At 48.9% G+C, this 13,263-nt stretch carries 12 protein-coding genes; 4 read left to right on the top strand and 8 right to left on the bottom strand.

Annotated elements, in window-relative coordinates; all coding sequences use genetic code 11:
• Positions 1–304 precede the first annotated feature (304 nt).
• From hmpA to QQL66_RS17340, 5 genes are all read right to left on the bottom strand, one after another.
• Entirely contained in the window at positions 305–1,552 is a 1,248-nt protein-coding gene (hmpA, locus tag QQL66_RS17360; protein ID WP_284383135.1) for an NO-inducible flavohemoprotein, read from the bottom strand.
• Between the two features lie 33 nt (positions 1,553–1,585).
• A complete protein-coding gene (locus tag QQL66_RS17355; RefSeq protein WP_284383133.1) occupies positions 1,586–1,963 on the bottom strand; it encodes a hypothetical protein in 378 nt (125 codons plus the stop codon).
• Between the two features lie 289 nt (positions 1,964–2,252).
• A complete protein-coding gene (locus tag QQL66_RS17350) occupies positions 2,253–3,635 on the bottom strand; it encodes an FAD-dependent monooxygenase (protein WP_284383132.1) in 1,383 nt (460 codons plus the stop codon).
• A gap of 683 nt (positions 3,636–4,318) precedes the next feature.
• Entirely contained in the window at positions 4,319–5,155 is an 837-nt protein-coding gene (locus tag QQL66_RS17345) for a tetratricopeptide repeat protein (RefSeq protein ID WP_284383130.1), read from the bottom strand.
• A 117-nt stretch (positions 5,156–5,272) separates the two neighbouring features.
• On the bottom strand, positions 5,273–6,199 hold the full coding sequence (locus QQL66_RS17340; RefSeq protein ID WP_284383129.1) for a metal ABC transporter solute-binding protein, Zn/Mn family: 927 nt from the start codon (positions 6,197–6,199) through the stop codon (positions 5,273–5,275).
• Between the two features lie 131 nt (positions 6,200–6,330).
• Between QQL66_RS17340 and QQL66_RS17335 the strand changes: the two genes are divergently transcribed.
• From QQL66_RS17335 to QQL66_RS17320, 4 genes are all read left to right on the top strand, one after another.
• The gene (locus QQL66_RS17335; RefSeq protein WP_284383126.1) at positions 6,331–6,855 is read left to right on the top strand and encodes a Fur family transcriptional regulator; all 525 of its coding nucleotides are present in this window, start codon (positions 6,331–6,333) and stop codon (positions 6,853–6,855) included.
• A complete protein-coding gene (znuC, locus tag QQL66_RS17330) occupies positions 6,852–7,646 on the top strand; it encodes a zinc ABC transporter ATP-binding protein ZnuC (protein ID WP_284383125.1) in 795 nt (264 codons plus the stop codon). Before QQL66_RS17335 ends, znuC begins: the two co-directional genes overlap by 4 nt.
• A complete protein-coding gene (locus tag QQL66_RS17325; RefSeq protein WP_284383124.1) occupies positions 7,639–8,430 on the top strand; it encodes a metal ABC transporter permease in 792 nt (263 codons plus the stop codon). Before znuC ends, QQL66_RS17325 begins: the two co-directional genes overlap by 8 nt.
• A gap of 71 nt (positions 8,431–8,501) precedes the next feature.
• Entirely contained in the window at positions 8,502–9,809 is a 1,308-nt protein-coding gene (locus QQL66_RS17320; RefSeq protein WP_431356923.1) for an MATE family efflux transporter, read from the top strand.
• Here the strand turns inward: QQL66_RS17320 and QQL66_RS17315 are convergent.
• The 3 genes from QQL66_RS17315 to prlC all read right to left on the bottom strand — a co-directional run bounded on the left by QQL66_RS17315 (position 9,786) and on the right by prlC (position 13,210).
• Positions 9,786–10,649 carry an alpha/beta fold hydrolase gene (locus QQL66_RS17315; protein ID WP_284383123.1) on the bottom strand — a complete coding sequence of 288 codons (864 nt, stop codon included), beginning with the start codon at positions 10,647–10,649 and terminating at the stop codon, positions 9,786–9,788. The two genes, QQL66_RS17320 and QQL66_RS17315, sit on opposite strands and share 24 nt — an antisense overlap.
• Positions 10,650–10,756: 107 nt before the next feature.
• Positions 10,757–11,002: a YheV family putative zinc ribbon protein gene (locus tag QQL66_RS17310; protein ID WP_284383122.1), complete on the bottom strand. Its 246-nt coding sequence runs from the start codon at positions 11,000–11,002 to the stop codon at positions 10,757–10,759.
• Positions 11,003–11,167: 165 nt separating this feature from the next.
• On the bottom strand, positions 11,168–13,210 hold the full coding sequence (gene prlC, locus QQL66_RS17305) for an oligopeptidase A (RefSeq protein ID WP_284383121.1): 2,043 nt from the start codon (positions 13,208–13,210) through the stop codon (positions 11,168–11,170).
• Positions 13,211–13,263: the final 53 nt, after the last annotated feature.

Raw genomic sequence — 13,263 nt, 5'->3', positions numbered from 1 at the left:
CTAAATTTGAAAAGGGTTGCTAATACAATATTAGATAGATGAGCCACAATAGTAAGCGCAAACGACGGTAGGGGTAAAACAAAGGCGCAGAATAACGACCCCAAAAACAACACCAACGAAATCACCATCATTCGATTCGAACACCTCAACAAAGTCTCATAGTTCATGCCTAGTCTCTCTCACATTATGTAGGTCGTTTGAGTTCGCGTAATGCATTCATTCTTCAATAGGAAGATAGACTCAATATCGATAAATCAGAGGGAGAGAGCAGAATGGTCTCTGCGTCTCTCCCAATGAAAACACATCAGGCCACCGATAACTCGGCGCGCTGATCACTTCCTGAACTCACTGGCTGAATTTCTTCCAATGGTCCAAAGAACTCGTAGTGCACTTGCGAGTCAGGAATTCCAAGTCTTGATGCCATACCCAAAACGCAGTGCATAAAAGGTTTGGGACCTAACACATAGCATTCCACATCTCGCTCAGAGCCCAGATGTTGTTGCAGGTGTGATTCGTTCAGCAACCCAAACGCATCGGCAGAGCCTTGTTCACCCCTGATGTCTTCATCGGTGGGATCACTGTAAATAAAGGTCTTCGTCACCTCGGGATACATCTCTTCCACCTGTTGAACATAATCGTCAAACGCATGATGAGCCCCGTTTCGGGCACAATGAATAAAGTGAATATCCCGACCTGCTACCTGATGACTGGAAATCGCCGCCGCCAACATCGAAATGGCCGGAGTAATCCCGACTCCGGCAGTGACCAGCACCATCGGCTTGTGACTGTCTCTGAGCACGAAATCACCGTAAGGGGCCGAGATTTGAAGCACATCCCCCACGGATACCTCATCATGCAAGTGGTTGGACCAGACGCCGTCCGTTTCACGTTTTACGCTGATTCGCAGAGTGGTTTTACCCGGTTTGTCTGAAAGGCTGTAATTGCGTCTATGCTCCAAACCATCAAAAGCTTTTAGCAGCGTGATGTATTGGCCCGGCTCAAAATCAATGATGCGTTGATCCTTGGCTTGCAACACTAATGAGGTGATGACCTCACTTTCTGCGACTTTTCCGATGACGGTAAAGCCTTCAAAACCTTCCCAGCCACCCGTCCGTTGGTGTTGTCGCTGATAAATGTCTCGCTCCACATCAATCAGGATATTAGCAAGCTGCTGATAAGCTGCCCCCCACGCATTAAGAATGTCATCATTCACTGCATCGCCCAGTACCTCAGCAATGGCCGCCAATAAACATTCCCCGACGATCGGGTAATGTTCAGGCTTAATCCCCAATGAACAATGTTTATGAGCAATCAAACTTACACGTTCGCCCAATTTGTCCAGTGCATCCAAATGCTTAGCGTAAGTAACGACCGCATTCGCCAATGCATGACGCTGAGTGCCTCGCGCCTGATTGGCTTGGTTAAAGTAATTTAATACCTGTGGATAACGACCAAACATCAAAGGATAAAAGGTTGAGGTAATCTTTAAGGCATTCGCTTCCACCGCTGGCAGAGTCTGATCTATTAGGGTTCTTTGTTGTTGTGTAATCATTAAAAAATTCCGAGCTAGCAAGTTAAAAAGAGATCACAATGAACGGCTTGTGAGTGATGAATCTGACACAGGGTATAAACGACGTCCTTTGACCAGCACGTGATCGCCGGTCTGCCATTGGCGATTCGGAGAGCGAACCACTGAGACCTCACCTTGCGTGTCTTTAACTTGATAGGCTTGTGCGCTAAGCCCGGTTTCAGCTTGAACCTCACCGCCAATCCAGGCAAAACTCAACCCACCCGCCAGCGCTCCGATGGGGCCAGCCATTGCGCCGCCGACTAAAAAACCAGACCAGCCACCCAGCGTTTGACCCACCAGATTATCAGGTGCCCGACCAACCACTTCGTCGGCATAACCGACGGTTGCTGCGCCATAAAGAATGACTAAAGAAAGAAGAGTAGTTTTGTTCATTGTCTAATTCCCTCCTACGAAATCGAGACAACGAACTATTCCAAGAGTTGTGCCAAACTCTATCCTATTGTTTTTATTGGATTTTAATAAAAGACAATGTCTTAATGACTACATATCAGAGATGTCATAATGACAGCGGTTATCATAAAGACAACAAGCAGGAAAAATGAAGTGAGAGTAGAAACTGAAATAAGAGTAGAAACCGATGCACCGACCCTGTTAAGAGAAGGGCGGAACATCGGTTTGTGACGATACGTTCTTAAAAATATAAATATTAGAAATAAAAATCTTAAGAACGACGTAACTGATCCCATAAGGCTTTAGGGGAAGGGATGCTCGACAATTTCGCTTTAACATCCTCGGGTGTAGGTAACGAGGTCGGAAGTAAATCGGTAACTAACGGAACCTTAGGTAAGGTTTCAGGCCAGACATTCACCAAGCCCATGGCGTATTTCATCACCATTTTCTGACCAAACACAAACCGACCGGCAACGCTTAATCCAAGGTTTCTTGCCATCTTCACAGGCACGATGTCGTTACTGAAGGTGTGATAGAAGAGATCCATAATCCGCATCATCATGGCATTTTGCGGACGACGAACACGCTCATACTGTTGCAGTACCTCAGCACCCCAATAGGCCTGACCTTTATCACGCGCTTCAATAATGATCGACGTTAAGGTATTCACATCCTGAAAGCCCAGGTTAACGCCTTGTCCGGCCAACGGGTTAATGGTATGTGCTGCATCACCCGCCAACACCAAACGGTTTTGACAGTAACGCTCGGCATGGCGTCGGATCAGCGGGAAGCTGCCTCGCTCCAGAACCTCAGTCACTTCCGGTAAATCATCCGGGAAACTACGTTGTAGCTTGTTTTTGAACGGCTCATCGTTCAGCGTCATCAGCGACTCGATGTTTTCCGGCAGGTTGTACCATACCAGAGAGCCATAATGTTCACCGTTAATGTCCGGTAACGGCAGAAACGCTTCCGGCCCGGTTGAAGTGAAACCCTGCCAGGTAATGTCTTCCTGACGACCTTGATATTTCACCGTAATCACCATCGCGTGCTGTTCGTACGGCTTGGCTTCGGTACCTATCCCCGCCCATTGTTTGACCATGGAGTTGGCGCCATCCGCACCCACCAGCAATTCACCGGTGAATACCTGACCATCAGCCAGTTCAATACGCACCTGATCATCAATCTCTATGGACGCTACGTCCGCAGGCACAATTAATTCAACGCTATCCAGTTCCGCCATTTGCTGATGCAGGGCTAGCTGAGTAATACGGTTTTCGACGATCACACCCAACATTGGCTCATTTAATTCCTGAGCATCAAACTCGGTGCGGTTCAAACGGGTCGGGATCTCTTTACCTGTGATTGGGTTACTTAGCTTTTCCCAAACCGCCATACGTTGATAGGGCGCATAACGCATGGCTTCAATGTTCTGCCACGCCTTCACTTTTTGCAGTAACTCGATGGAAGCAGGGCTCAATGCAGACACTCTCAGGTCAGGGGTTTGCTCCTGAGAAAATTCGTTCGGATTCGAACGATCAAAAACAGCGACTTTCATGCCGACTTGCCCCAATCGACAAGCGATGGCACTGCCAACCATTCCTCCCCCAACAATCAATACATCGAAATGATTCGTTTGCTGTGCACTGCCTACCATTATCGTTCAACCTCTTATTCGACCAGGCTATCTAAGCACGGAATAATGGCAGGCTAAGTGATATAAATCAAAAGCTAACGTGCCTCAGAGGGCGATATTGACAGCAATTAGGCGTAAAAAAGCCGTCAACAGGTGACGGCGAGTGGGTTGTATAGCGTGGAATCTAAAAGTGAGCATTCATGCTCAAAGTTCCGTGTCTAGAACGATCCGTTTTTAGTTAGCGAAATACATACCTTCAAAGTAGTCTTTTAAGGCACGCATGCTTTCGCGTTCGGTTTCAGTTGAGGCTAGGCAAACAACAAAGCTGCTTTCATCCATCATGATTGTATCTCCTGAGATATTAAGAATTTTGACATCGTTACCTACGCATCAGCCGTACCCAAAAATATTTTCCCTTTGATTTTCAATAAATTGGGTAAAATTTGCTCGTTTTTCCGCTTCTCTGACTGATCAAAAAACGAACTCATTTTGAACAAGGCTAACCGTTTATGCACCGATGTGGTTAATCTTTAGACAGCCACAATATAGGTAGGAAATATGAAGTTTTCTTGACTAAAACCAAGAAAGGTCAATGTCTTACAGAGAGTACTGACAACGCCTTACAAAAGCGCCGTCAGAGAAGAGAAACGTCTGCAACTAGAGGGTGAGAAATAAGCTGAGATAGAGCGACTGCACCAAAAAGATCAGCCGCCTTGCATTTGACGTAATAAATGAGAAAAGGCTTCCGCAATGCTTTCCGCCGCTTTGGAATTGGCTTCCAGCTCTAACCACTGCTTTCCGGTCTCAGGGTGTTTAATCCAGCACTGATCACCGACACTGTCACAGCTCACACCAACATAAGGGTTCACCCCATAGATGGACACCTGACTCTGATTCAGGCTGTAACCCCCTTTCGGGTTGGCACGTTTTTCCAGCACCGCGATCTCGCCTCTGTGGGTCTGAATCTGATAAAGGCTGCCCATCCATTTCCGATCGCTGCGATAGCGACCAGGAATGTATCTGTGATTGGAAAGCAGGGTATTGATGTGCAATTCAAGCGCTTCCTGTGGCGACTCTACCAGATACAGGGTCTTAAGTTGTTCAATGTAATCGGTATGCGCCGCGTCCTGTAAGACCAGCTGAGTAGCTGAAGCACTTCGAATTTGTTCCTGAGCTTGTTTTTGCTCTTTCTCTTCCAGCTGATTAAGCAACATTAAGCTCGCACGGTAATGGCTACCGTCTTTGCCTTCCCGCTCCAAATACCGTTCTAACGCTTGCTTCGCTTCTGCATATTCACCGAGCTGCGAGGACACTTGTCCGCGATAGAAATAAAACACGGCGGGCATCTCATCATCCAACGCTTGGGCAGCAATCAAGCGGGCATTGGCTTTGTCCCACTGCTGCTCGGAGATGGCCGTTTCCACGCCGAGCATTAAGCGATCCAGTTCAATCTCTTTTGGCAGGGCCCAAACACCCGACACCAGACTCAAACTCAGCATTAAGGTGGCCAGAACACGACCCAGTGGTAACCTACGACTCATCCACATGTTTTATTCCCAACCTATTCAATATCCACTTACCGCCCATAATCCACTTATAGCTCATAGTCCGTCTACAACTCATAGTCCGTCTACAATTCATAGTATAAGTGTAGAAAATTATGGAAGACGAGACAGACATTCGCCAAAGCCATCGACCAGACGAGCCATAAACTCGATGTAATGCAATCGACCGGATGCTGACTGTTCTCCGACAACGCCCAATGGATTTAGCAAGTAATACTCAAGCCGGGCATCCGTAACACGGTCCAAGCGAATTTGTTGAAACTCAGGCTCGTAGAACACACAAGCAGCCTCAACACCCTTCAGTTGTTGAGCCAATTGCCCCAATTTCTTAGCACTCGGTTTTACGCCTGGGTTCACCGTCAATACCGCCAAACTCTCAATACCCAAGGTGCTTTCCAAGTAGCCATAGGCATCATGATAAACAAAATACGCTTTGCCCTTTAACGGCATCAGTTGCTTTTGCCACACCACAATAGACGTATCAATGGCGTCAACCAAAGCCTGATAACGCGTCTGATAGAACGACGCATTGGCCGCATCCAATTGACTGATCCGTTCAATGATCGCCTTGCCCGTTTCTTTCACCGCCAACGGATTTAACCAAAGATGAGGATCTAACGTGGAATGCTGGTCGTGATCATGATGTTGATGGACATGTTCCGAATGGTGCACATTGTCAAAGTGATGAAGCGCTTCATCCGACGCCGTTTCAATCATCGACAAGGTTTTGCCTGCATAACGACCGACAAATCGAACCAGGTATTGCTCAAGCTCCGGCCCAACCCACACAATCATATCGGCAGAGTTCAGCTTAGCCACATCCGATGGGCGCATTACCTTATGGTGAGGCGAGCCATTCTGACTGATCAGCTCAATGGTGGCCTTATCACCCACCAGATCATCGAGCAGCATTTTCAATGGCGGAATAGAGGCCACCAACGTCAACTTGTGATCCTCCGTAGGTTCCGTCTCCTCAGAGAACAGACCCGCCACCGAGGTTTGAGCCAACACACTCATCATGACAACAACCAGGATATGTAACCTGATTCGGATAGCGTTTAAAAACCCCAGCGTATGCATTCGACACTCTCAATTCCGCAACTAAAATGTTATAGTATTACATTATCACTTTTTTACATGGCTGAAGAAAGATGGAAAAGGCGTTTTCACATCATAATCATCAACAGTGCCAATCATCCGCAGTGTCTCAGGCCCGTGAACTTTGCGACAAAGAAGGCGTTCGCTTCACCAAATTACGAGAGCAAGTATTCTCGCTGATTTGGCAAAGCCATAAACCCATCACGGCCTACCAATTGCTCGATCTCATCAAAGACGGTGACTTCTCGGCCACGCCACCTACAGTCTATAGAACCTTGGACTTTTTACTGGAACAAGGCTTAATTCATCGCATTAATTCACTGAACGCCTTTATTGGTTGCTGCCAGCCGGGAGAACACCACACGGGCACCTTCATCATTTGCGAACAATGCGAACAGGCGGAAGAAGTGGACAACGATGAGATCGTTCGAGTTATTAAAGACGTCTCGGATCATCATAAATTCCGCATGAAACGCTACGTCACCGAGATTTATGGTCTGTGTCCTCAGTGCCAATCCGAAAATGCGCGCTGTCAGTCCGCTGGCCGTGAATCCACTGAAGAGGAGCATCAGTCATGAGCCTGCTCTCCGTATCCGGTCTGTCATTACGAATTCAGAAGCGTTCCATTCTCGACAGCATTAATTTTGAGATCGAAGCCGGGCAAATCGTCACGCTGATTGGTCCAAATGGCGCAGGAAAATCATCACTGATTCGTTGCATTCTGGGATTACAGAAATACCAGAAAGGGCGTGTGTCACTGCAACCGGGTTTGAAAATCGGCTACATGCCGCAAAAGATGCACGTCGAACAAAGCCTGCCCATGACGGTGGACCGTTTTCTCGCGTTGGGGCCTAAAACCAGCCGAGAACAACGCGAACAGGCGCTTCAGCGCGTGGGCGTTGCCAACATTCAATCGGCACCGCTGCAAACCATTTCCGGCGGTGAACAGCAACGGGTTTTGTTAGCCCGTGCGATGCTGAATCGGCCGGATTTACTGATTCTGGATGAGCCGGCCCAGGGCGTTGATATCAACGGTCAGGCCGAACTCTATGATCTTATCCGATCCATTCGCGACGAATACGGCTGTGGGGTGTTTATGGTCTCCCATGACCTGCATCTGGTGATGTCGTCCACCGATCAGGTGCTCTGCCTGAATCACCACATCTGTTGTTCGGGCCACCCGGATGAAGTCACCAAAAGCGATGAATACATTTCTATCTTTGGCGAACAACGTTTGCATCCGGCACTGGCTCATTACACCCATCACCATGATCACAAACACGATTTGCACGGGGATTGTTTAAACGGCCATTCCAAGGCGCATCAATCCTCGACACCTGCTTCCGGAGAAACACACAACCATGCCTGAGTTTATGATATTGGCGTTACTGGGCGGCTTGGGCATTGCCTTGATGACGGGGCCGTTAGGCTGTTTCGTGGTTTGGCGAAAAATGGCGTACTTTGGTGATACCTTGGCACATTCCGCGTTATTGGGGATTGCCATGGGTCTGCTGCTCGAAATTAATCTGATGTTGGCAGTTACTGCGGGCTGTGTCCTATTGGCCACCTCTTTAGTGATTCTGCACAGCCGCACCATTGCGATGGATACCTTATTGGGGATTATGTCCCACACTACCTTATCGCTGGGCTTGATCGTAACGGCCTTGCTGGACGATGTCCGGATCGACCTGATGGCCTATTTGTTTGGTGATTTATTGTCTATCGAACTGATGGATCTCTATTGGATTCTCGGGCTTTCCGTGGTGATCATCAGCTTATTAGTGCGACTCTGGCAAGGGCTGCTCTCCATTACCCTGCAACCCGAACTGGCGGCTGCCGAAGGCTATCGGGTGCAATGGCTGCAATGGATTCTGATGGTGATGATTGCCGTAGTGATTGCCCTGGCAATGAAGATCGTCGGTATCCTGTTGATCACCTCGCTGTTGATCATTCCTCCTGCCATCGCCCGGGTATTAAGTGACACACCAGAACAGATGGCGGTGTTTGCGACCTTGTTTGGCATGTTAGCGATTGGCGCCGGCTTAGCAGGTTCCTGGTATATGGATCTGCCAGCGGGACCGGCCATTGTGACCAGTGCCGGACTGATGTTTTTGATCACGCACAGTCTGGTCCGAGTGGTTCGGGAGCAGTAGAACCGATCGTGCATACCCTCCATCACCGATTATGGCAGCTGGCGTGGCCGATGATGCTCAGCAACATCACGGTGCCACTGCTTGGACTGGTCGATACCGCTGTGCTCGGTCATCTCGACAACGCCAGCTATCTGGCAGGGGTGGCATTAAGCTCCACCTTGTTTACCTCGGTGTTCTGGTTGTTTGGCTTCCTGAGAATGGGCACCTGTGGCATGACCGCTCAAGCGGTAGGGCAGAGGAACACGATCAGAATCCTGCAGCTACTGTTATCTTCGTCATGGTTTGCCATCGCCACCGGTGCATTATTAATTCTGCTACAGTCGCTGTGGATTCCCTTTGGCCTGGAACTGCTGAGCGGACAAGCCACCGCCGACGTTCACTTATCGCAAGCGTTGCAACAAGATCAACAACAGGTCGTTAACCACGCCATGCTGTACGCCGATTGGCGTATTCTGGGAGCACCTTTCGTGTTACTCAATTACGGCATCATTGGCTGGTTTGTCGGTCGCCAGAATACCAAGGTGCCGCTGGTGATGCTGATCTCAGCTAACCTAATCAACATTCTGCTCGATTTAGTGTTGGTGTTGTATTTGGGAATGGGCGTGGAAGGTGTCGCCATTGCCACCTTGGCTGCAGACGTCAGCTCAGTGTCTATTGGGCTGGGCTTTATACTAAATCGCTATTCTTCGGAATTCCCCTTGCTTTCCGGCTGGCTGCCGAACTGGATCGTAATCAAAGAAATGATCCAGGTGAATCGGTATATCTTCGTGCGTACCGGCACACTGTTGCTGACCTTTGCCCTGTTTACGTCTCAAGGCGCGCGTCTTGGCGAAACATACCTCGCCGCTAATGCGGTGCTACTGACCTTCCTGTTACTGATCTCCAGCGCTCTGGATGGCTTTGCCCACGGTGCCGAAGCATTGGTTGGGGAGGCCTGTGGCAAACGGGATCACCCTTATGTCATGAAGGTGATTAAAGTAAGTCTGTTGTGGTCGGGCGCCTCCGCGATACTTCTATTCATGGCCTTTGGTGTCGGCGGAGACGCATTAATACACCTGCTGACCGACCTTGAAGCCATTCAGACGCTTGCTCATGATTACTTACTCTGGCTGGTGTTTATGCCGTTGATTGGCACCTGGTGCTATACCTTTGATGGCGTTTTTATCGGCGCCACCAAAGTGCGAGCAATGCAAAATGTCATGCTGATCAGCACTTGCGGTGTGTTTATCCCCATGCTGATCATCATTGATTACGCAGATCTCCCTGTTGAACAGGCCAACCACGGATTATGGCTTGGCATGATGCTGTTCATGTTTAGCCGCAGCTTAGGCATGGGGTTGATCAGTGGCCACTACTCAAAGCACCGCCGCTGGTTCTGAAGCAGAGGCATTAGTTTGCTGATCTGCAACGAACGGTTCAGCAACAGAAAGGTCAGCAACGAAGCGACGAATCAATTGTGCTGATTGCACAGGCTGCTCAGCAGGTAACCAATGACTGTTCTCTTCAAAAAAATGTACCTGGTTTGTCCCAAAGGTATGAGCAATGAAACGTTTGATGTAAGGGTCATTGCCTCCCCACAACACCTGCACCGGCACTCGCTGACTGAGCGCTTGCAGTCGTTGATCCCAGCCTTTGAATTTACGAGGCGACATCGCACGATAGAGTTTCAGCAAACTCTTGTGTGTACGTTTGGTTAATTGATCGAAACTGGCAATGATGTCTTCTTTCGGATACTTGGGTGCAGCGCCACGAATACTGGCAATAAACGCCCCTTTGCTCATCGCCTTTAGGCTGAACTCACCCAACAACGGAGTACGCCAAACCCGTCCCAGCTTATGCCAGCGGTACTGAGGAGTGAACGCCGTATTGAATACCGTAATCGAGCGAATGCGTTCCGGATAAGTAACGGCCCAAGCCAACCCAAAGAATCCGCCAACATCATGCACCACCAGGTGGACTTTCTGATCCAACTCCAACGACGCTACAAAGCGTTCAATGTACTCGGCTTGCTGTTCCAGAGAGTAATCAAAGCCATCCAGCACATCAGACTCACCATAGCCCGGAAGATCCGGCGCAATACAACGAAACTCACCCTTCAATTCATTAATGAGTCGATGCCACATATGCGAGGTGTCAGGGTTGCCATGAATGAACAACATCGGATCGCCCGATCCTTGAACCACATAATGTACTTGCTTGCCTAGAATCTCTTGTTTCATAACCATCTCCTAAGTGATGGAAACAGAGTAAAACAAGTTGGTAGGCAGACGTGATGTGAGAACCGACAAGGTCAATGTCAAAAGCGACCTTGCCGTCTCGGAAGGAATTAATGTTTGGACTGGGGATTGGAATGGAACTGCAATACCTGAACTTCTTCGTCACGTACCGCTTCTTGCTCCGGCGTCACGCGCGTCGCCAGCTCTTGTTGCTGCTCCAGATCCTTCATGGTTTCCGAGAAACCACAGGCCACACATTCTTTGCTCTGAACACCCTCATCGTTGGTGAACATCACAATTTTGTCCATTTCACTACAGCGAGGACAAACCGCACCGGCGATAAAGCGCTTCTTCATAATTCTCTCTAATTAATTTCAAGGACACTCTACTATCAGTGTAACGAACCCCAAGGAATTCGACATAAGCAAGCGTCGATCATTATACCATGTTTGGAAACACGATCCTGGAAGCCACAAAAAAGGCGATGGTTAACCATCGCCTTTTAAGATCAACTCTCTGGATTAAGCCGTGATCCCTGAGTGACGTAATAACGCATCCACCGTTGGCTTACGACCACGGAAGGCCACAAACAACGCCATCGGCTCGCTCGATCCGCCTTTCTCAAGGATGTTATTCAAGAACGAATGACCGACTTCCGCATTGAACAGTCCTTCCTCTTCAAATCGACTGAAGGCATCGGCTGACAACACTTCTGCCCACTTGTAGCTGTAGTAACCGGCCGCATAGCCACCCGCAAAAATATGGCTGAAACTGTGCGGGAAACGATGCCATTCCGGCGGGACAATCACTGCAACCTTCTCACGCACCTCATTCAAGATGTTAAGAATGTCGGTGTTCTCATCGAAGTCACGGTGCAGAATGAAATCGAACAGGCTGAACTCCAACTGACGTACCATCTGCATGCCTGACTGGAAGTTCTTCGCCGCTAACATTTTTTCGAGTAAAGACTTCGGCAGCGGTTCACCCGTTTCAAAATGCCCGGAGATAAAGTCCAGCACTTCTTCTTCCCAGCAGAAGTTCTCCATGAATTGAGATGGCAGCTCCACCGCATCCCAAGCGACACCATTAATGCCTGATACCGCAGAGTAATTAATCTGAGTCAGCATATGATGCAGGCCGTGACCGAATTCGTGGAAGAGGGTGGTGACCTCATCGTGTGTCAACAACGCGGGTTGATCGCCCACGGGCGGTGTGAAGTTACACACCAGATAAGCCACCGGCAGTTGCAGAGAACCGTCCTGACGCAGGCGGCGAACACGACATTCATCCATCCAGGCGCCACCGCGTTTTTTCGCACGGGCGTAAGGGTCCAGATAGAAACGCGCGATGGCCTCGCCTTCTTTTTGAATTTCATAGAAGTGAACCTGGTCGTGCCAGCGATCAAACTCAGTGATTTCAACAACGGTAATGCCATACAAGCGCTGAACCAGTTCAAACATGCCAGAGACTACTTTCGGGAACGGGAAGTACGGACGTAATTGCTCCTGACTGATTTCGTAGCGCGCATGCTTCAGTTTCTCGCCATAGAAGCCCACATCCCAAGGGTTCATCTCTTCAACACCGAAGTTCTCTTTGGCGAAGGTCTTCAATTCTTCCAATTCTTTTTCAGCAACCGGTTTGGACTTCTCAGCCAGATCAAACAGGAATTCCACCACCTGATCGGTGTTTTCCGCCATCTTGGTGGCTAATGAGCGCTCCGCGTAGCTGTTAAAGCCCAACAACTGAGCCAGTTCTTTACGACATTTCAGAACGTCATACATGATGCTGGTATTGTCGTACTCACCCGCGTTCGGCCCTTGATCGGAAGCTTTGGTGGCATAGGCGGTGTACATTTCTTTCCGCAACGCCTGATTTTCACAATAGGTCATCACCGGAAGATAGACCGGGATGTCTAAGGTCAGACGGTAACCTTCTTCGCCCGCTTGCTCCGCTTGTTGCTTCATCAACCCCAAGGCCGACTCAGGTACGCCCGCCAACTCAGATACGTCTGAAATTAACTTAGACCAGGCATGGGTGGCATCCAGCACGTTTTCAGAGAACTTACTGGTCAGTTCAGACAGTTGCTTTTTCAATTCGGAAAAGCGTTGTTTCTTCTCTTCTGGCAGATCCACACCCGACAGGTGGAAATCCCGTAAGGCATTGCTCACCACTTGTTTTTGGGCGGTATCCAGCGATGCAAATTGCTCACTTTCGGATAACGCTTTGTAGGCCTGGAACAACGTCTGGTTCTGGCCTAACTTGGTAGAGTACTCAGACAATAACGGTAAGCAGGCATTGTAGGCATCACGCAATTCATCGCTGTTCACCACCGAGTTCATGTGGCTCACTGGCGACCAGGCTTTGCTCAGAACGTCATCCCACTCATCCGAGGTCGCAATCAGGCTGTCCCAGGTCACATCAGCCAGCTGTTGAAGCAAGTCATCGATGTTCTTTTCATTGGTTTCAATCAGCTGTTGAATGGCCGGTTGTACGTGCGCCGGTTTGATTTCCGAAAATTGAGGCAGTTCAGGGTTTTGTAATAACGGATTCGTTGGATTCGACATAACTTTATTTATAACCTGCTCGTGTTAACTTGCTTATAACCTAGAAACAATAT

It is taken from the genome of Litoribrevibacter albus (genome assembly GCF_030159995.1).
GTDB lineage: Bacteria > Pseudomonadota > Gammaproteobacteria > Pseudomonadales > Litoribrevibacteraceae > Litoribrevibacter > Litoribrevibacter albus.
This window is presented reverse-complemented; position numbering and strand designations above follow the sequence as displayed.

Bases quoted from the DNA above. Each gene is read 5' to 3' on its own strand.
- hmpA (WP_284383135.1), bottom strand. From the start codon at position 1,552: ATGATTACACAACAACAAAGAACCCTAATAGATCAGACTCTGCCAGCG.
- QQL66_RS17355 (WP_284383133.1), bottom strand. From the start codon at position 1,963: ATGAACAAAACTACTCTTCTTTCTTTAGTCATTCTTTATGGCGCAGCA.
- QQL66_RS17350 (WP_284383132.1), bottom strand. From the start codon at position 3,635: ATGGTAGGCAGTGCACAGCAAACGAATCATTTCGATGTATTGATTGTT.
- QQL66_RS17345 (WP_284383130.1), bottom strand. From the start codon at position 5,155: ATGAGTCGTAGGTTACCACTGGGTCGTGTTCTGGCCACCTTAATGCTG.
- QQL66_RS17340 (WP_284383129.1), bottom strand. From the start codon at position 6,199: ATGATGAGTGTGTTGGCTCAAACCTCGGTGGCGGGTCTGTTCTCTGAG.
- QQL66_RS17335 (WP_284383126.1), top strand. From the start codon at position 6,331: ATGGAAAAGGCGTTTTCACATCATAATCATCAACAGTGCCAATCATCC.
- znuC (WP_284383125.1), top strand. From the start codon at position 6,852: ATGAGCCTGCTCTCCGTATCCGGTCTGTCATTACGAATTCAGAAGCGT.
- QQL66_RS17325 (WP_284383124.1), top strand. From the start codon at position 7,639: ATGCCTGAGTTTATGATATTGGCGTTACTGGGCGGCTTGGGCATTGCC.
- QQL66_RS17315 (WP_284383123.1), bottom strand. From the start codon at position 10,649: ATGAAACAAGAGATTCTAGGCAAGCAAGTACATTATGTGGTTCAAGGA.
- QQL66_RS17310 (WP_284383122.1), bottom strand. From the start codon at position 11,002: ATGAAGAAGCGCTTTATCGCCGGTGCGGTTTGTCCTCGCTGTAGTGAA.
- prlC (WP_284383121.1), bottom strand. From the start codon at position 13,210: ATGTCGAATCCAACGAATCCGTTATTACAAAACCCTGAACTGCCTCAA.